This is a genomic window from Novosphingobium sp. PC22D, assembly GCF_002556635.1.
Taxonomy (GTDB): Bacteria; Pseudomonadota; Alphaproteobacteria; order Sphingomonadales; family Sphingomonadaceae; genus Novosphingobium.
The window spans coordinates 1-18,277 of sequence record NZ_MWMO01000011.1; the positions used below are offsets into that span (position 1 = coordinate 1).

The following is an 18,277-nucleotide window of genomic DNA, read 5'->3' on the forward strand; positions in this document are numbered from 1 at the left end:
CCACAACAGCTCGCCACAGCCCGCCGCGAATGGCCCTGCGCCGTCCCAGAGCCAAAATCGCATTGTTCACGGACGACTATCTGGTCGATGGTGCCGGTCGCGACCGAGCGCGTTCAGCTATACCTGAGCGCCTATCGCGGCGCCGACCGCGTGGGCCCGGGGGGCGGCGCGCCGGGCGAGTTCGAGAACATCACCGTGAGGGAGGTTGGCCTCGATGCCTTGCGCGCCATGGTTCTTGCAGGTGAATTGACCGACTCGAAAACCCTTGTCCTCGCCCAGGCGCTGATGCTGCGCCATCCCGGGCTGTGGGACCAGGGGAGCCCGACCAGTCACGCCTGAGGCGTCAGAGTCCGAGAAGACGGGCGAACAGGCCCTTCGGCTGGTCCATCGGCTGGATCGGACCGTAAGCAAGGAAGCGCTGATGCGCGTCGCGATGCGCGCGCGGCAGGATCGATTCGTGCGGTCGACTGGTTCGGTACACAAAGGGGGACATACTGTGCTCTCCTTCAGTTGAGTTGATTGGGACAATGCACAAACGGAGCGAAAGTGCCCGGTCCGCAGCGTTTTTAACCAAGGATATCGTCCGGATCTGAACGAAAGTGACCCGCCGGACGTGGCTCAAAGCCCCGCGCGATGCGGGTAGAGCTTGAGAAGGCTCACTTCGTCGCGGCCGATCGGCGCGGAGGCGATCGGACGGCGGGGCCGCTCGCGACGCGGCGCGGGAGCGCCGGCGCGGGCTGGCTTGGCGACGACACCGAAAAGCATGCCTGCAAGGGGTTCCATGATCGTAGGCTCCAGTTGGCTTCTGTTGCGTTGGAGGTGGAACCGCCTTGGCCCCACCGACGCTCTTCTTATGAACCGGGCGCGGCGATCGCGCTGTGACCATGGGCACCGTCGGCCTGTGATAAAGGTCACAGCCGCATTTTTCTTTCGCGCGCGTCGGCCGCGAAGCTTGGGACTGTTCGGCAAGAGGCCTTGGCAACGCCACTTTCGATCTGTCATGGGCGGCGGGTGACTTCCGCCAACGACCGTCTCGAAGCCGCACCGGCTGCGCCGCCGACCCGGGCGCTGGCCGACGCCCGCGAGGCGCTGCATGCGACCTTCGGCTTCTCCGGCTTCCGCGGCGTGCAGGAAGACGTCGTCGGCCGCGTGCTGGCGGGCCGCTCGGCACTCGCGATCATGCCGACCGGCGCGGGCAAGTCGCTCACCTACCAGCTTCCCGCGGTGATGCTCGAAGGCACCTGCGTCGTCGTCAGCCCGCTGATCGCGCTGATGCACGATCAGCTCCGCTCGGCCCGCGCCAACGGTATCCGCGCCGCCGCGCTGACCAGCGCCGACACCGACCGCGAGACGACGATCGACCTGTTCCGCGCGGGCGAGCTCGATCTGCTCTACGTCGCGCCCGAGCGCGCCAGCCAGCCGCATTTCCGCGAATTGCTGAGCCGCGCGCGGATCGCGCTCTTCGCGATCGACGAAGCGCACTGCGTTTCCGAATGGGGCCACGACTTCCGCCCCGACTACCGGCTGCTGCGTCCGCTGCTCGACGCCTTTCCCGAGGTGCCGCGCCTCGCCCTGACCGCCACCGCCGACCGCGTGACCCGCGCCGACGTTCTCACCCAGCTCGGCATTCCCGAGAACGGGCTGATCGTCGCCGGCTTCGACCGGCCCAATATCCGCTACGCCATCCGCCCGCGCGACAACGTCCTCTCGCAGCTCAGGGCGCTGCTCGCCGAGAACCCCGGCCCGGGCATCGTCTACGCACCGACCCGCGCCCGGGTGGAGCAGCTCGCCGAGAAGCTCGCCGCCGGCGGGCGGCGGGCGCTGCCCTATCACGCCGGGCTCGATCCCGAGACGCGGGCGCGCAACCAGGCGGCCTTCGTCGCCTCGGAGGACATGGTGATGGTCGCGACCGTCGCCTTCGGCATGGGCATCGACAAGCCCGACGTGCGCTTCGTCGTCCATGCGGGCATCCCCAAGTCGATCGAGGCCTATTACCAGGAGACCGGCCGCGCCGGGCGCGACGGCGATCCCGCGAGCGCGGTGATGCTATGGGGCGCGGACGACTTCGCGCGCGCGCGCCAACGGCTCGAGGCCGTCGAGGAAGCGCGGCGCGGCTCCGAACGCGCGCGGCTCGAAGGGCTCGCGGGGCTGGTCGAGACCGCCGAATGCCGCCGCAAGGTGTTGCTGTGCCACTTCGGCGAGGACCCGCCCGAGCATTGCGGCAATTGCGACAACTGCCTCGCCCCACCCAAGGTCGCCGACGTCACCGAACTCGCGCGCAAGCTGCTATCGGCGGTCTACCGCACCGGGCAGAGCTTCGGGCTGGGCCATCTCGAGAAGGTGTTGACCGGCAGCGGCGACGCGCGCGTCGCGCAGCGCGGGCACGATACGCTGTCGGTCTTCGGCATCGTCGGCGGCGAGGAGGCGCCGTTGCTGCGGCCGCTCGCGCGCGCGCTTCAGGCACGCGGCAGCCTGCTGCCGACCGAGCACGGCGGCCTCAAGCTCGGCGGCGATGCCCGCGCGATCCTCAAGGGCGAGAGCGCGGTGGCGATCGTGCTTCCGCCCGCGCGCGAAAAGCGCCGCAGGAAAGGCCAGGGCGAGGCCGCCAACCCGGTCGGCGATCCGCTGTTCGAGGCGCTGCGCGACTTGCGCCGCGAACTCGCGCAGGAGGCGGGCGTGCCGCCCTACGTCGTGTTCCACGATGCGACGCTGCGCGAGATGGCGCAGACCCGGCCCGTCTCGCTGGCCGAGATGGGCGAGATCACCGGCGTCGGCGCGCGCAAGCTGGACGCTTACGGCGACGCCTTCCTCGCGGTGGTCCGTCGGCACTGAGCGCGTGCCGGCGCGCCGCGCTCAGCCGTCGCTGCCCGCGAACCTGACAGGCACCGCGAGGCGATAGGGCAGCTCCGGCGAGGCGATCCGCGATTCGCGGCCATCCTCATGGATCAGCACGACGCGCCCCGAACCCGGCGTGGAGACGACCGCGACGACGCTGTCGACCCACTCGTGCAGCAGCGCGCGAGCGCGGGCGAGCTGGGCCGCCTCGGTGGTGGTGTTGGCCGAGATTTCGAGCTCGGCCTCGAGATCGCTGACGCGGCTCGCCGCTTCGGACAGCTTGCTTTCGGGCTCTTCATGCTCGGACATCGGGGCTCCTTTCGCGATTCGAGGTGGGCTCTTCGCGCGCCTCGCGCAAACCGCCGGGGCGATCGGCGGTTGGGGATTGCAACGCGCGCGCGCGAAGATATGATGCACAGTGTATCATTTGTTGTCGCCATGCGCCGGTCATGGCAGCGCGAATCGGGAGAGAGACCATGGCGACCGCCGCCGAACTGCCGCTCGAAAGACGCGATTATTTCACCGACCGCTCGTTGCTGGTCGATCCCTACGCCTATTTCGAGGCGATCCGCAAAGAAGGTCCGGTGCATCGCGCCGACAACGGAGTCTACTTCGTCACCGGTTTTCGGGAGGCGGTCGATATCCTGCTCGATTCCGAGCATTATTCCTCGTTCTACACCCAGCTTGGACCGATGGCGCCGTTGCCGTTCGAGCCCGAGGGCGACGACATCTCCGACCAGATCGCGGCCGCGCGTGATCCCAATTCGATGAGCGAGCTGCTCGTCGCCTACGACGGTGAACAGCACGCCAACGCCCGCGCCTTGCTCAGCCGATTGTTCATCCCCTCGCGGCTGCGCGCCAACGAGGAATTCATGTGGGCGTTCGCGGGCGAACTCGTCGACGGGGCGGTGGCGAAAGGCGGCTGCGAACTGATCAACGAGATCGCGACGCCTTACGTCACGCTCGTCATCGCCGACCTGCTCGGCGTACCGGCGGAAGACCGCGAGGCGTTCCGCAAGGTGATCGACGAGGGACCGCCGGCGGGCGATCTCGCGTCCAAGGATCAGCCCAAGGAAAGCCAGGCGCTGATGTACATGGCGCAGTTCTTCATGCGCTACGTGGCCGAACGGCGCGCGCAGCCGCGCGAGGACGTGATGAGCGAACTGTCCAACGCGAACTACCCCGACGGCACGCAGCCCGATGCGCTGGAGGTGGTGAAATCCTCGATGTTCCTGTTCGCAGCGGGGCAGGACACCAGCGCGAAACTGCTCGGCAATGCGATGCAGCGGGTCGCGCGCGACAAGGATCTGCAGGCGCGGCTGCGGGCCGACTACAAGCTCATTCCCGCCTTTCTCGAGGAGACGCTGCGGCTCGAAGGTTCGACCAAGGCGACCTTCCGGCTGGTCAAGAAGCCGACCCGGGTGGGCGGCGTCGATCTCGCGCCCGGCGATCGCGTCGTCGTCGCGCTCGCGGCGGCGAACCGCGATCCGATGCGCTGGGAGAACCCGGGGGAGTTCGAAATGGGTCGCCGCAAGATCATGGAGCACATCGGCTTCGGGCGCGGCGCGCACACCTGCCTCGGCGCTCCGCTTGCCCGGGTCGAGGTTCGCGTGATCTTCGAGCGCTTCTTCGAGAAGACGAGCGACATCTCGCTTGGCGAGGAACACCTCGGCCCCGGCGGTGTCGTCACGCTCGACTACGAGCCGAGCTTCATCATCCGCGGGCTGGAAACGCTGAACCTCAGGCTGGCGCCCGCGTGAGGTTCCGAGGCCGGATCAGTTTCCGCCGAGCGTCATGCGGTCACCGTCGATCCTTACGCCGCGTAGCTGCGCGAGGAAGGACTGGCCGAGCAGCGAAACGTCGAGCCCCTCGGGAATGATCGCGGCCTGGACCTCGCGCGCCTCGAACCCGCCGAGTTCGATCCGGTCGAGCACCACCGGCACGCCGTAGACCTCGCCGCTGGCGCCGCGTCCGATCGCGCGCAGATCGCCTTCGGACCACTGCAGGCCGATCGCGTCGGCATCCTCGCCGGTGAGCGCGACAATGCTCGCGCCGGTATCGACGAGGAACCGATAGGGCCGCGATTCGACCGAGACATCCGCGTAGAAGTGGCCATCGGGTTGCCGTTCGAGCACGGTTTCGCCGGTCAGCCAGGCCTCGCGGCTCGTCTGGCGGTGGACCGCGAACCGCTCGCCGCCAGCGGCGGGCTCGTTGGCAGCAGTCGGCGACGGGAAGCGGGAACCATCCGGGCCGCTCGATCCGGACAGATCGGGCGTCATCCAGCCGACCAGGGCGGCGCACGCCAGAAGCACGAGGATCGTCTTGGCCTTCATGGCGGCTAAGCCTATCCGCCAAGGTTTAAGCGCCCGTAAAGTCGCCGCCCGCAGGCTGCTCCCCGCCGAGATAGCCATGGTGCATCGCCGTGCCCATGAACATGGCGATGAGACCGACGACGAGCGAATCCCACACCATGATCGCCCAGACCACCGCCTCGCCCTGCCCGATCGCGAGAACGTGGTTGCCGAGATGCAGCAATTGCAGCGGCACGAAGCCCACCGCGGTCAACGCGATAATCCGCAGGCCCCGGCCCCAGCCGCCGCGATAGACGCGCGCCAGGCTCATCTCGCGATCGCCCAGAAGGCCCGCCATGGCCAGCACCATGAGCGGCAAGGTGAGGACGATCACCGCCAGCGAAAGAACGAGCACGAGCCCCGGCGGCAACCCGAAGCCCGGCGTTAGCGGCACCGAGGCCAGCGTCATCAGCACGAAGCCGACGAGCAGCGGCCGCCAGGCGATCGAAGCCATGCTCCACCACGGCCGGCGGTCGCGCCGGTTCACCCAGCATCGCGCCGCGAGGAAGGTCGCGATCATCAGTCCGGTGATCTTGAGATCGCCCCAGGCCAGCCGAGTCGCATCGCGCGAGAGCCGGTTGAAGCTGTCCGAATCGACGAACAGCCCGATCCGCACTTCCGCGACGTGTTGCGCGAACTCGGTGAGCACCGCGACGAGCGGGATCAGCGGCGCGAGGCGGAACAACTGCAGCGAATCGCGCGAGGTCGCGGCCAGGAGCCGCCCGAACCGCGCGATGCCGCTCACTCCGCCGGTTCGGCCGCCGCCAGGTCCGCCTTGCCGGCGTCGGTCATCTGCGCCTCGATCTCGGCCGCCTTGGCCTCGACGAGACCCACGATATGATCGAGCATCTCGCCGCTCTGGACGTGGTGGTCGGTCACCCCCGAAAGGTAGACCATGTGCTTGCCGTTGCCGCCGCCGGTGACGCCAATGTCGGTCTCACGCGCCTCGCCCGGTCCGTTGACGACGCAGCCGAGCACCGAGAGCGAGAGCGGCGTCTTGATGTGCTGCAAGCGCTCCTCGAGCGCGGCGACGGTGCGGATCACGTCGAAGCCCTGCCGCGCGCACGAGGGACACGAGACCACGCGCACGCCCCGTGTTCTCAGGCCGAGCGACTTGAGGATCTCGAAGCCGACGCGCACTTCTTCCTCGGGCTCGGCCGAAAGCGAGACGCGGATGGTGTCGCCGATCCCGGCCCACAGCAGGTTGCCGATGCCGAGCGCCGACTTGACGGTGCCGCCGATCAGCCCGCCCGCCTCGGTGATGCCGAGGTGCAAGGGGCAGTCGACCGCATCGGCGAGCCCTTGATAGGCCGCCACCGCGAGGAACACGTCCGAGGCCTTCACCGCCACCTTGTATTCGTGGAAGTCGTGATCCTGCAGCAGCTTGATGTGATCGAGCGCCGATTCGACCAGCGCCTCGGGGCACGGCTCGCCGTATTTCTCGAGCAGGTCCTTCTCGAGGCTGCCCGCGTTCACGCCGATGCGGATCGCGCAGCCGTTGGCCTTGGCGGCGCGCACCACTTCGGCGACCCGCTCGTCCGAGCCGATGTTGCCGGGGTTGATGCGCAGGCACGCCGCGCCCGCGTCGGCCGCTTCGAGCGCGCGCTTGTAGTGGAAATGGATGTCGGCGATCAGCGGCACTCGCGCCGCACGCGCGATCTGCCGGAACGCGGCGGTGCTCTCGACATCGGGGCACGAGACGCGGATCAGGTCCGCCCCGGCGTCCTCGCAGCGGCGGATCTGGTCGATCGTCGCCGCCGCGTCCGAAGTGGGCGTGTTGGTCATGGTCTGCACCGTGATCGGCGCGTCGCCGCCGACGGGGACGCTGCCGACCATGATCTGGCGGCTCTTGCGGCGCTCGATATCGCGCCAGGGACGAACGGAAGACATGCGCCGCCTTATAAGCGCTTGGGCGCGCACAGGGAAGGCGCGAACCGGACCTGTCTTCGCACTGCCGCGCTACCAGCTCGGCTTGTGCGGCGGGGGGCCGGGCAGCGCGGCATCCTCGACGACGAGGCGGTCGATGTGCAACTCGTCGATCCGCGCCTTCTTCACGCGCAACCGGCCGATGGCCAGCGCGCCGATCGCGACAGCGCCCATCGCCATCGCGCCCAACGCGAACGCGCCGACCGCGATGGCGCCGGTGCTCATCGCCCCCGAGGCGAGCGCGGGGATGGCGGCGGGGCGGAAGCGGACGAGTCTGTGCGGTTTCATGCTCCGCATCATACGCTGCTCGCGTGGCGCTCGAAAGGCACCATGCGCCCGCCCCTTTCGACGGACCGCCGATGCCGCCAGACGGGCGTATTTGCCCGCGCGGCAGTGCTGCGCCATGCACCGCGCATGGACATCGCGAGGGAAGCAGGCACCATGTTCTCAAGCCGATACTGCGAGTGGTTCGCGCTGCTGCTGGCCGGGACGCTGGCGCCCGCCAGCGAGTCGCTCGCCGCCGAGCCTGCTGCCTGTGCCGCACCGGCCGACCAGAGCGCCGATGCCGCGGCCTGCGAACTCGCCGCGCTGCTCGAACGGCAGTTCATCTATCCCGAGCAGGGCGCGCGCTATGCCGCCGTGCTGCGCGAAGGCGTCGCGGCGGGGCGTTATGCCGCGCTCGACAAGGCCGCCGCCGCCGAGGCGATGACGCACGATCTCCAGACGACCGCGCCCGACGGGCACCTGAGCGTGCGCCTGCGCGAGCCCGACAAGCCGGGCGGGGGATCGCAGGCCGAGGCCAAGGCGCCGTTCCCGATCCTCGAGGAGGCGGACTGGATCGCGCCGGGCATCGCCTACATGCGGATCAACGAGTTTCCCTACGACCCCGCGATCACCGCCCGGGTCGCCCAATTCATGGCCGACCATGCCGATGCGCGCGCGCTGATCTTCGATCTTCGCACGCATCACGGCGGCGGGGTCGAGCAGATGGATGCGATCCTGCCCTGGCTCTTTGCCGAGCCGACGCGTCTGGTGACGATGGAAACGAGCTGGGACGTCGAGCGCGAACTGGGCTCGCCGGTCGCCGACGTCGCCTCGATGACGCTGCTTGGCGACACCGCGATGGCCCGCCGCGAGCACTGGGTCACGCCCAATGCCGACACGCGGCTGCGCGATGCCCGGGTCTACCTGCTGACGAGCGGGCGTACTGCCTCGGCAGCCGAACACTTCGCGCTGGCCCTGAAGCGCACCGGGCGCGCCACGCTCGTCGGCGCGGCGACCGCCGGGGCCAACCACTTCGGCGGCCAGGCCGATCTGCCCGGCGGCTTCTTCGCCTTCATTCCCGTGGGCCGCACTTTCGATCCCGACACCGGCGAGGACTGGGAAGGCGACGGTGTCGCGCCCGACATCGCCGTGGCGCCCGAACTCGCGCTGGAACGCGCGCTCACCGAGCTCGGCTTCGCGCCGGAGGAAGCAAAGCGCCTGTCCGACGCGCACAAGCCGACGCTGACGATGGAGCGCCGCAAGCGCTAGAAGCGGCGGTCGCGCAAGCGTGCTGGCGAAAGCTGCAAGCCCGGCACGGCTTTTCGCCTCGCGCGGATTGGGGCATGGTCGCGCGGATGCGCGATATCGACCAGAATACCGAGGCTGACGACACCCCGCTGCTGTTCGGCCGCGTGCTCGACGGGCATGGCGGTTGCCAGCCCGTGACGTGGGATGAGGCGCGCGAGTGGCGGCCGGGAAAGCCGGGCGAAGTGCTCTGGGTGCACTTGTGCCGCAATCGCCCCGGCGTCGAGGAATGGCTGCGCGAGGAACTCAACGTCCCGGAGCCGACCGCCGAACTGCTCGTCAGCGACGAGACGCGACCGCGCGCCTTCCGCGAGGGCAAGACGATCGTCGGCACGTTGCGCGGGATCAACTTCAACCCCGGCGCCGAGCCGGAGGACATGGTCTCGATGCAGCTATGGTGCGACGGGCGCCGGCTCGTCACCTTGCGCCGCAATCCGCTGCAGACCCCGCGCGAGATCCTCGCCGACCTCGATGCCGGGCATGGCCCGACCGACGCGGGGGCGACGATCACCCAGCTCATCGAGGCGATGGTCGCGCGGATGAACCGCTCGATCGTCGACATGAACGACCACATCGACCAGCTCGAGGATCTCGATCCCGACGACGAGGACACCGAGGACATGCTCGACCGGATCTCGGTGATCCGGCGCAATTGCCTCGCGCTCAAGCGGCACATGTCGCCGCAGCACGAAGCGCTCGAACGGATATCGCGCGACGCGCCCGACTGGTTCGAGGATCACGACCGCCGCGAGATCGCCGAAACCATCGACCGCCTGCGCCGCTACCTCGACGATCTCGACATCAGCAAGGAAAGCGCGGTCGTGCTGCAGGATGACCTGCGCGCCCGCACGCTGGCGAGCAGCGAGCGCACACAATATCTGCTGACGATCGTCGCGGCCATCTTCCTGCCGCTGGGCTTCATCACCGGCCTGCTCGGCATCAACGTCGGCGGCATGCCGGGAACCGACGATGGCGATGCCTTCTGGGTCGTGGTGATACTCTGCTCGGCGATCCTCATGGTGCAGCTCTTCCTCTTCCGTAAATGGAAGTGGTTCTGAAAGAGGCGGAGCTGTCTCCGCCCCGAGCCGGTCATTCCATGCACCAGCCGTGGCTCGCGACGAGCGACTGTCCGGTGAGCGCATTGGTCTCGAAGGCAGCGAAGAACAGCGCGACTTCGGCGATGTCCTCGACCGTGGTGAATTCGGCGTCGACGGTCTGGCCGAGCATGACCCTGCTGACCACCTCGTCCTCGGAGATGCCGAGTTCCCGGGCCTGTTCGGGGATCTGCTTTTCGACCAGCGGCGTCTTGACGAAGCCGGGACAGATCACGTTGGCGCGCACGCCCTTCTTGCCGCCTTCCTTGGCGATGACGCGCGCCAGGCCCAGGAGGCCGTGCTTGGCGGTGACATAGGCGCTCTTGAGCGGGCTCGCTTCCTTCGAATGGACCGAGCCCATGAAGATCACCGAGCCCGAACCCTTGGCGTACATGTGCGGCAGACAGGCCTTCGAGGTGAGGAAGGCGCCGTCGAGATGGATCGCGAGCATCTTCTTCCAGTCGGAGAAGGCGAACTGCTCGACCGGGTTGACGATCTGGATGCCCGCGTTCGAGACCAGCACGTCCACCCCGCCCCACGCCTCGACCACCTTGGCGACGCCGGCGTTGACCGCCTCCTCGCTGGTCACGTCCATCGCGACCGCCATGGCATCGGTGCCGAACCTGGTCTTGATTTCATCGGCGGCGGCCTGCGCGGCCTCGATCTTGATGTCGGCGATCGCGACCTTGCCGCCCTCGCTCGCATATTTGTGCGCGATGGCGTTGCCGATCCCGCTCGCCGCGCCGGTGACGATGCAGGACTTGTCCTTGAGCTTCATTTCAGGTTCTCCTCAGCTTTGCGCGACATGCCCATGCCGCTGGCCGGCCAGATCGAAAGTCGCGATTTCATCGGTGACGCACGCGCGGTTCTTCCAGTCGGGGTGTTCGAGCGAAAAGCGCGCGTCGGCAAGTCCGGTTTCCCAGTGTTCGCGGACCGTCATGCGCGAGAACTCGTAGTCCTTCGAGTTCGATTCGTAGAAGTCGCAGCGATTGATGAGATGGAGGATCGCGATCGCGCCCGGCGTGCGGTTGGCGAGCAGCGCGGCGAGATCGGCGTCGTCGCGCAGCTCGTCGGGCAGCTTCTTCGCCAGCCGCCGGGCCGCCGCGCGCAGCCGCTCGATCTGCTTCGACAGGTCGGTGTTGAGCCGGGTGCGGCTCGAATAGCGGATGTCCTTCTCGCGCTGGAACACGTCGGCCAGCGTCTTGGGCACGTTGCCGCGGGCGCTGAACAAGTCGACCTGATAGATCGCCAGTTCGTCGCAAGGCCTGTGGTCGAGCACGTATTGCAGCGGCGTGTTCGAGACGAGGCCGCCGTCCCAGAACCATTCGCCGTCGATCTCGACCGGCGGGAAGCCCGGCGGCAGCGCGCCGCTCGCCATGACGTGTTCGGGACGGATTTCGCGCTGCCGGTTGTCGAAATAGGCGAAGTTGCCGGTGAGCACGTTCACCGCGCCGACGCTGAAGCGCATCGGGCCATTGTTGAGCAGGTCGAAGTCGACGAGGTCGAGGAGGGTGCGGCGCAGCGGCGTTGTGTCGTAGAGGCTCAGCGCGGAGAAATCGGCGGGCCATTCGGGCAGCACCGGCGGGAAGCGCGGCTGGAAGAACCCGGGAACGCCGACCAGCGCCGCGAGCGCCGCCGAGCTTTCGTTGAAGGCGCGCCGCGCGAAGCCGAGCGGCTCGTCGAGGCGGTACTGCAACTCGGAGGAAACCAGGTCCCAGAAAGCGCGCAGCCGCTCGACGCGACGCCCGACCGGATTGCCCGCGATGATCGCGGCGTTGATCGCGCCGATCGAGATGCCCGCGACCCATTCGGGGCGCAGGTTCTCGGCGGCGAGGGCTTCGTAGACGCCGGCCTGATAGGCTCCCAGAGCGCCGCCCCCCTGCAGCACGAGGACGTGAGTCGAGTCCGGTTCGGGATCGGTTGCGGTGGCCATGGGCCGCGATTCTCCAGCCGTTGTGCAATGCAGCAAAGATGGGCACCACGGCACGCCGATGCAAGCCCCGCGCGAACTGGCGGAAGGGACAGGCGCGCGCGCCGGACGGTCAGGCGACGGCTTCGGGCGAGGTCTCGATCGCGGCTTCGAGCAGCCGCCGCTCGAGCTCTTTCTTGCGGCTCGGCAGAGTGATCTTCTCGCCGATCAGGTCGGTGACGTAGAACGTGTCGGCGGCGCGCTCGCCGTAGCTGGTAATGTGCGCCGAGTTGATGATCAGCTTCGAATCGAACAGTACGTAGGCGAGCCGGTTGAGCAGCGCCGGGCGGTCACGCGCGTTGACCTCGATGACGGTGAAGCGGTTCGAGGCCTCGTTGTCGAAGGCGACGCGCGGCCGCACCTCGAAGGCGTCGGCGCGCGGCCGCGGATCGGGGCGGGCGACGAGCTGGTTGAGCAGCTTGACCCGGTTGGCGAGCGCGTTGCCGATCGATGAGCGAATCCGATCGAGCTGGTCGCCTTCGCGGAACGGGCGCCCGATCGGGTCCTGCACGAGGAAGTTGTCGATCGCCCTACCGCTGCGCGTGGTGTGGATGCGCGCGTCAATCACGTTGCCGCCGGCGAGATGAATGCCTCCGGCGATGCGATAGAACAGCCCGGGATGGTCCGAGGCGATCACGGTGACGAGCGTGGCGCCGCGCGCGGGGTAGTATTCGGTCGCGATCGTCAGCGGCTCGTCGTGCGCGGCCTGGTACTGCGCCAGGTTGCGCGCGATCACGTCGTCGGGCTCGGCGATCCAGTAGGCATCGTCGAGTTCCTGTTCGAAGCGGTCGACCAGCGCCTCGTCGGGACCGAGCAGCGCGCGCACCGCCGCCTTCTTGCTGGCCACCCGCCTGTCGCGGCCATGGTGGACGTGGCCGAGCCGCAGCCGCTCTTCGGTGACCGCGTAGAGTTCGCCGATGAGCTGGCGCTTCCAGCTGTTCCATGTCCCCGGCCCTACGGCGCGGATATCGACGATCGTCAGCAGCGTGAGATTGCGCAGCCGGTCGAGCGACTGGACCACCGCGGCAAAGTCGCTGATCGTCTTGAAGTCCGAAAGATCGCGCTTGAACGCGGTCGCGCTCAGGATCAGGTGCTGGCGCACCAGCCAGCTCACCAGTTCGGTCTCCTCCTCGTCGAGTCCGAAGCGCGGGCACAGCTTCCTGGCGATCTCGGCGCCGAGCACCGAATGGTCGCCGCCGCGCCCCTTGGCGATGTCGTGCAGCAGCACCGAGGCATAGAGCGCACGGCGCGAGCCGACCTTGTGGACGATCTCGTGCGCCAGCGGATGATCCTGCGCCAGTTCGCCCTTCTCGATCCGCGCGAGCAGGCCGATCGCGCGGATGGTGTGCTCGTCGACGGTGAAATGATGATACATGTCGAACTGCATCTGCGCGTTGACGCGGCCGAATTCGGTGACGAAGCGGCCGAAGACCCCCGCCTCGTTGAACGAGCGCAGCACCTTTTCGGGATCGTTGCGGCTGGTCAGGAGCTGTAGGAACAGCGCATTGGCGCGCTTGTCCTTGCGCTGGGGCTCCTTGATCAGCGCCGCGTCGCGCGAGATCAGCCGCATCGTCTCGGGATGGATCTCGAGCCCCTCGCCGTCGGCCAGAACGAAAATCTCGATCAGGCGCAGCGGGTCCTTGCGGAACCAGTCGTCCGACGGCGCCCGGATGCTCCCGCCGAAAACCTTGTAGCCCTTGAGCGTGCGCGCCTTCTGGCGGAACCCGGAAAGCAGGCCGCGCACCGGCTTTGCCGCGAACTGCTCGTCGAGCTGGGCGAGGAACACCCCGGTGAGGTTGCCGACGACTTTCGCCTGGAGGAAGAAGAACTGCATGAACCGCTCGACCGCGCTCTTGCCCGGGCGGTCGGCGTAGTTCATCCGCGCCGCCACTTCGCGCTGGAGATCGAACGTCAGCCGGTCCTCGGCGCGGTTGGTGATCGTGTGCAAATGGCAGCGTACCGCCCAGAAGAAGTTCTCGGCCCGGCGGAACGCGCGGTATTCCTTCTGCGTCAGCAGCCCCGCGCCGACCAGTTCGGAGGCGTTGTGGACGCGGTGGATGTACTTGCCGATCCAGTAGAGCGTGTGCAGGTCGCGCAGCGAACCCTTGCCTTCCTTGACATTGGGCTCGACCACGTAGCGGCTGTCGCCCATCCGCTTGTGCCGCTCTTCGCGCTCGGCGAGCTTTTCGGTGACGTACTGCCGCTCGGTGCCGGCGACGACATCGCTCCAGAAGCGCTGGCGGGCTTCCTCGTAGAGATCCTGGTCGCCCCAGACGTAGCGCCCTTCGAGCATCGCCGTACGGATCGTGAGGTCCGAGCGCGACATGCGCACCATGTCGTCGAGCGAGCGGCTCGAGTGCCCGACCTTCAGGCCGAGGTCCCACATGAAGTAGAGCATCGCCTCGATCACCTGCTCGCACCAGGGCGTGTCCTTGATCGGGGTGAGGAAGGCGATGTCGACGTCCGAGTGCGGCGCCATCTCGCCGCGCCCGTAGCCGCCCACCGCCATGATCGTGAGCCGCTCGCCCTTCGAGCGGTTGCCCGAGGGATAGACCGAGGTGACCACGTGATCGTGGATGATCCGCATGAGCTGGTCGGTGAGGAAAGCCTGCGCCTCGGCCATTTCGTGGCCCGCCGAGGGCTTCTGGAGAAGCCGGCGCGAGATTTCCTCACGGCCGTCGGCAAGCGCGCCGCGCAGCAGATCGACGATCGGCTGGCGCGCCTTCTTGCCGTGCTGTTCGATCAGGGTGGCGATGCGACCGGTCAGGTCGCGCCGGTCGATCACTTCGCGCGGGGCCCGGATGCGGATGACGCTCATGGCGGGGGTACTAGACGCTGCGGGCGGCAGAGAAAAGCCGTCGGACGCCCCCGGGCGAGAATCCGGCAGCGCGCGTGCGTATCGGGCTATGATCGCGGCGCGCGCTATGCCAGAAGGCCGCCGAAACCGCGATAGCCGCGGAATGATGCCTGTACCGATTGCGAGGGACGTCCTTGTTGATCCTATCCGCCGCGGCCGAGGCCGCCAGCAACCAGCCGATTCACTGGGTCGACCTCGGCCTCAAGAACGGAATCGACCTGGGGTTCTTCACGCTGCGCTACTATTCGCTCGCCTATCTGGCCGGCATCGTGCTCGGCTACTGGCACCTGACGCGCATGATCAAGGCACCGGGCGCGCCGCTGGCGCAGCGTCATGCCGACGACCTGTTCTTCTATTGCACGCTCGGCATCATCCTGGGCGGACGGCTCGGCTACGCGACCTTCTACGCGCCCGAGCTGTGGACCCACCCCGGCGAGCTGGTCTCGCTCTGGCACGGCGGCATGAGCTTTCACGGCGGCCTGATCGGCGTGCTGATCGCGATCGTATGGGTCTCGTGGCGAGGCGGCCTGAACTTCCTCAGGGTCAGCGACTACATCGCGGTCTGCGTGCCGTTCGGCATGATGTTCGGGCGGCTCGCCAACTTCGTCAACGGCGAGCTGTGGGGCCGCGCGACCGACGCCGCGATGCCCTTCGCGATGATCTTCCCCGACGATCCGCTGCAGCTTCCGCGCCACCCCAGCCAGCTTTACGAGGCGGGGCTCGAAGGCCTGCTGATGATCGTGATCATGCTGCTGCTGTTCTGGAAGACGCGGGCGCGGTTCCGGCCGGGGCTGCTCGTCGGCGTCTTCGCGACCGGCATCGCGATCGCGCGCTTCTGTGTCGAGTTCTTCCGCGAGCCAGACGCGCAGCTTCAGGAATTCGCAATGCGCACCGGGCTATCGATGGGACAATGGCTGACGATCCCGCTCATGGCCCTGGGCATCGCGATCGTCGTTCGCGCGCTGGTCCGCCCGCCGCTGGGGAGCGGAAAGGCCGCGCCGGCCTGACACCGCCGGGCCGGACACCGCGTCGCAAGGGGAGCTGCCGATGACCAGACACACCGAACCCCTCGCCACGGTCTTCGAGCGGCTGATCGCGAACTACGGGCCGATCAGCATCCAGCACTTCATGGACGAATCGAACGCCCGCTACTACGCCGACCGCGATCCGCTGGGCGCCGGCGGCGACTTCATCACCGCGCCCGAGATCAGCCAGATGTTCGGCGAACTGATCGGGCTGTGGCTGGCCGACATGTGGATCCGCGCGGGCCGCGAGACTCCGGTGCACTACGTCGAGCTGGGCCCGGGTCGCGGCACGCTCGCACGCGACGCGCTGCGGGCCGCGGCGCGGTACGGGCTCGAGCCGGGCGTCCACTTCGTCGAGAGTTCGACCGCGCTCAAGGACCTGCAGCTCGCCACCGTGCCGCAGGCGCACTGGCACGCGGATCTTTCGACCGTGCCGGCCTACGGCCCGCTGCTGCTCGTCGGCAACGAGTTCCTCGATGCACTGCCGATCCGCCAGCTCGTGCGCGCGGGCGGCGGCTGGCGCGAACGCATGGTCGCCTGCGAGGACGGACGCTTCGTCGCCGTCGCCGGCGACAAGCCGATGGACGCCGCCGTGCCCGAGGACCTGCGCGAGGCGCCTGAAGGGACGATCGTCGAGACCAGCCCGGCCGCGGCGGCAATCCTCTACGAAGTCGCCGGACGGCTGGCCGAACAGGGAGGCGCGGCGCTGCTGATCGACTACGGCCACGATCATCCGCGCATCGGATCGACGCTCCAGGCGCTTCGCGAGCACCAGAAGGTGGAGGCGCTGTCGATGCCCGGCGAGGCGGACCTCACCGCGCATGTCGATTTCGCCGCGCTCGCCGCGATCGCGCAGGCGCGCGGCTGCACCTGGCTCGGAACGACGACGCAGGGCCGCTTCCTGCGCGCGCTGGGGATCGAGACTCGCGCCGAAAACCTCGCGACCTTCGCGCCCGAGCATCGCGAGGCGGTGTTCTCGGCGATGGAGCGGCTGATCGGCGAGGGCCAGATGGGCGCGCTGTTCAAGGTCATGGGCCTTGCCGGGCCGAACTGGCCCGAGGGCGCGGGCTTCTAGGGCAATGGCCTCCGCCGCACGACCGATCACGCCCGACCGCACCGAAAAGGCGCTCGGCGCGCTCGCGCTCGTCATGCTGGCCTTGGTCGTCACCGCGGTGCTGCGTGGCTCGGCGGACTGGGACAGGCTGCCGCCGCAGGTCTGGGTCCACCTCGCGACGATCTGCCTGCCGCTCGCCCTGACCCCGGTGATCCTGTGGAGCCCGCGCGGGACGCGGCGCCACCGGGTGCTGGGCTACGTGTGGGCGGCATGCATGGCCGCGACCGCGATCGACAGCTTCTGGATTCGCTCGTCCGACGGGCGGCTCGGCCCGATCCACATCCTGTCCGCGACGACGCTCGTCCTGCTCGTGGTTCTCGTGGTCATGGCGCGCCGCCACGAGGTGAAGCACCACCGCTCGACCGCGCGCGGTATCATCGTCGGCGCGCTGCTGATCGCGGGTTTCTTCACCTTCCCCTTCAACCGCCTGCTCGGACGCTGGCTGCTGGGCTGATATCCGGAACTCTCACCCTCTCCCGCTCGTTGTCGCGGACGAAGGAGATTTTACCATGACCGACCGCAAGTCCGATCCCGACAGCTTCGCGCGCGCCGACCTCGCGCCCGAGGCGACCAATACCGAGCAGGCCGATGCCGCCGAACAGGCGCAGACGGTCACCGGCGATGCGCTCGACCATTCGGTTTCGTCGATGGCGCTCGAGGACAGCGAGAAGATGGGCGGCGGACTGACCGCCATCGACGCGCAGGACCTCGTCGATCACATCCACCAGATGGAGCACAGCGGCACGATCGACATGACCGCTTTTCGCGGCGAGGACACCCATGACGATCTCGAAACCCGCTACGGCCGCAGAGGCGTGCCCGACGAGGGCTACGAACGCGACGACAGCTAGGGCGCGGATTCGAGCGCTACGACAGCGTCCGGGCCGGAGGGCTCCGGCAGGGTTCCCGACGGGTTGACCATCGGCTCGGGCGGGACGTCGGCCGTCGGGTCGACCCCGCTCGCATCGTCGATCAGGAAATCGTCCTCGGCGAACTCCACCTGCGTGCCGTCCCGTTCTTCGGGCGTCGCCTCGATGGCAGGACCCGTGTCACGCGCGGCTGCCGGCGCGGCATCGGAAGCGCCGGCTCGGGTCGATACGACCCCGCTCCCGTTCGTCGCCGAGCGGACCGACGTCAGCAGCGGCCCCTCGCGCTCTTCGGTGCCGATGGCGATGGCCACGACGACGAGCACCACCACGGCGATGGCGAGCGAAAACAGCACCCGATTGCCCGATCCTGCGGTCATAGCCCGCGAAATCTAGCGGGATTTCATTAACCAAAAGTCAGCGCGGCTGACCGGATGCAGGGCCGGCATCGTCCGGCTCCGCCTCGGACTTGGCCCAGGGATTGACGTGCTCGGCCTTGGCGGGTTCCTGATGCCCCGCCAGCTTGGCCAGCGAAGCGCCGTCGTCGGTTTCGTCCTGCGACGGGACCGAACAATAGGCGGTCAGCAGCACCCCCAGCGACCAGAAGATCGCATTCCAGCGGCTGCGGAAAACGGTTGTGATCCTGGGACCAAGCATGGGGCGAACCCATA

Annotated in this window: 20 protein-coding genes and 1 pseudogene; 9 read left to right on the top strand and 12 right to left on the bottom strand. The window is 68.2% G+C overall.

What is annotated here, in order from left to right; translation table 11 throughout:
- A pseudogene (locus B2G71_RS15530) lies at positions 1-339 on the top strand (hypothetical protein); the annotation flags it as partial.
- 4 nt (positions 340-343) lie between these two features.
- Here B2G71_RS15530 and B2G71_RS24140 read toward each other — a convergent pair.
- A complete protein-coding gene (locus B2G71_RS24140; protein WP_168176377.1) occupies positions 344-493 on the bottom strand; it encodes a hypothetical protein in 150 nt (49 codons plus the stop codon).
- Positions 494-618: 125 nt separating this feature from the next.
- Positions 619-783 (bottom strand): hypothetical protein, encoded by a 165-nt coding sequence (locus B2G71_RS24145; RefSeq protein WP_168176378.1) that lies wholly within the window; start codon positions 781-783, stop codon positions 619-621.
- Positions 784-1,068: 285 nt separating this feature from the next.
- Between B2G71_RS24145 and recQ the strand changes: the two genes are divergently transcribed.
- Entirely contained in the window at positions 1,069-2,832 is a 1,764-nt protein-coding gene (gene recQ / locus B2G71_RS15535) for a DNA helicase RecQ (protein ID WP_098107655.1), read from the top strand.
- A 21-nt stretch (positions 2,833-2,853) separates the two neighbouring features.
- Here recQ and B2G71_RS15540 read toward each other — a convergent pair whose 3' ends face one another.
- Positions 2,854-3,144 (bottom strand): hypothetical protein, encoded by a 291-nt coding sequence (locus tag B2G71_RS15540; protein ID WP_098107418.1) that lies wholly within the window; start codon positions 3,142-3,144, stop codon positions 2,854-2,856.
- A gap of 167 nt (positions 3,145-3,311) precedes the next feature.
- Here B2G71_RS15540 and B2G71_RS15545 point away from each other — a divergent pair, with 167 nt between their 5' ends.
- Positions 3,312-4,595 carry a cytochrome P450 gene (locus B2G71_RS15545; RefSeq protein ID WP_098107419.1) on the top strand — a complete coding sequence of 428 codons (1,284 nt, stop codon included), beginning with the start codon at positions 3,312-3,314 and terminating at the stop codon, positions 4,593-4,595.
- Between the two features lie 15 nt (positions 4,596-4,610).
- On the opposite strand, the gene B2G71_RS15550 is transcribed toward B2G71_RS15545, so the two are convergent.
- The 4 genes from B2G71_RS15550 to B2G71_RS15565 form a co-directional block, all read right to left on the bottom strand.
- Positions 4,611-5,168, bottom strand: a complete 558-nt coding sequence (locus B2G71_RS15550; RefSeq protein WP_098107421.1) for a TIGR02281 family clan AA aspartic protease — start codon at positions 5,166-5,168, stop codon at positions 4,611-4,613.
- Between the two features lie 25 nt (positions 5,169-5,193).
- Positions 5,194-5,931 (bottom strand): hypothetical protein, encoded by a 738-nt coding sequence (locus B2G71_RS15555; protein WP_098107422.1) that lies wholly within the window; start codon positions 5,929-5,931, stop codon positions 5,194-5,196.
- Complete coding sequence (gene ispG, locus B2G71_RS15560; protein ID WP_098107424.1) at positions 5,928-7,076, bottom strand: flavodoxin-dependent (E)-4-hydroxy-3-methylbut-2-enyl-diphosphate synthase; 1,149 nt, start codon at positions 7,074-7,076, stop codon at positions 5,928-5,930. Before ispG ends, B2G71_RS15555 begins: the two co-directional genes overlap by 4 nt.
- Before the next feature lie 69 nt (positions 7,077-7,145).
- Complete coding sequence (locus B2G71_RS15565; protein ID WP_098107656.1) at positions 7,146-7,400, bottom strand: hypothetical protein; 255 nt, start codon at positions 7,398-7,400, stop codon at positions 7,146-7,148.
- Positions 7,401-7,553: 153 nt separating this feature from the next.
- On the opposite strand from B2G71_RS15565, the gene B2G71_RS15570 reads away from it, so the two are divergent.
- A complete protein-coding gene (locus B2G71_RS15570) occupies positions 7,554-8,645 on the top strand; it encodes a S41 family peptidase (protein ID WP_168176379.1) in 1,092 nt (363 codons plus the stop codon).
- Between the two features lie 74 nt (positions 8,646-8,719).
- On the top strand, positions 8,720-9,739 hold the full coding sequence (locus B2G71_RS15575; RefSeq protein ID WP_240530180.1) for a zinc transporter ZntB: 1,020 nt from the start codon (positions 8,720-8,722) through the stop codon (positions 9,737-9,739).
- A gap of 31 nt (positions 9,740-9,770) precedes the next feature.
- Here B2G71_RS15575 and B2G71_RS15580 read toward each other — a convergent pair whose 3' ends face one another.
- The 3 genes from B2G71_RS15580 to B2G71_RS15590 all read right to left on the bottom strand — a co-directional run bounded on the left by B2G71_RS15580 (position 9,771) and on the right by B2G71_RS15590 (position 14,562).
- A complete protein-coding gene (locus B2G71_RS15580) occupies positions 9,771-10,553 on the bottom strand; it encodes a 3-hydroxybutyrate dehydrogenase (protein WP_098107427.1) in 783 nt (260 codons plus the stop codon).
- Positions 10,554-10,565: 12 nt separating this feature from the next.
- The gene (locus B2G71_RS15585) at positions 10,566-11,708 is read right to left on the bottom strand and encodes a patatin-like phospholipase family protein (RefSeq protein WP_098107428.1); all 1,143 of its coding nucleotides are present in this window, start codon (positions 11,706-11,708) and stop codon (positions 10,566-10,568) included.
- 109 nt (positions 11,709-11,817) lie between these two features.
- Complete coding sequence (locus B2G71_RS15590; RefSeq protein WP_098107430.1) at positions 11,818-14,562, bottom strand: [protein-PII] uridylyltransferase; 2,745 nt, start codon at positions 14,560-14,562, stop codon at positions 11,818-11,820.
- Positions 14,563-14,741: 179 nt separating this feature from the next.
- Between B2G71_RS15590 and lgt the strand changes: the two genes are divergently transcribed.
- From lgt to B2G71_RS15610, 4 genes are read left to right on the top strand one after another with little or no spacing between them, the layout of a single operon-like run.
- Positions 14,742-15,608 (top strand): prolipoprotein diacylglyceryl transferase, encoded by an 867-nt coding sequence (lgt, locus tag B2G71_RS15595; RefSeq protein ID WP_098107660.1) that lies wholly within the window; start codon positions 14,742-14,744, stop codon positions 15,606-15,608.
- 40 nt (positions 15,609-15,648) lie between these two features.
- Positions 15,649-16,701, top strand: coding sequence for an SAM-dependent methyltransferase (locus tag B2G71_RS15600; protein ID WP_098107431.1), 1,053 nt, complete (start codon positions 15,649-15,651; stop codon positions 16,699-16,701).
- Between the two features lie 4 nt (positions 16,702-16,705).
- The gene (locus tag B2G71_RS15605; RefSeq protein ID WP_098107433.1) at positions 16,706-17,194 is read left to right on the top strand and encodes a hypothetical protein; all 489 of its coding nucleotides are present in this window, start codon (positions 16,706-16,708) and stop codon (positions 17,192-17,194) included.
- Positions 17,195-17,249: 55 nt separating this feature from the next.
- Positions 17,250-17,591: a hypothetical protein gene (locus B2G71_RS15610; RefSeq protein ID WP_098107434.1), complete on the top strand. Its 342-nt coding sequence runs from the start codon at positions 17,250-17,252 to the stop codon at positions 17,589-17,591.
- On the opposite strand, the gene B2G71_RS15615 is transcribed toward B2G71_RS15610, so the two are convergent.
- Both B2G71_RS15615 and B2G71_RS15620 read right to left on the bottom strand, forming a co-directional pair.
- Positions 17,588-17,986 carry a hypothetical protein gene (locus B2G71_RS15615; protein WP_098107436.1) on the bottom strand — a complete coding sequence of 133 codons (399 nt, stop codon included), beginning with the start codon at positions 17,984-17,986 and terminating at the stop codon, positions 17,588-17,590. The two genes, B2G71_RS15610 and B2G71_RS15615, sit on opposite strands and share 4 nt — an antisense overlap.
- A 37-nt stretch (positions 17,987-18,023) precedes the next feature.
- Positions 18,024-18,263: a hypothetical protein gene (locus tag B2G71_RS15620; protein ID WP_098107437.1), complete on the bottom strand. Its 240-nt coding sequence runs from the start codon at positions 18,261-18,263 to the stop codon at positions 18,024-18,026.
- Positions 18,264-18,277: the final 14 nt, after the last annotated feature.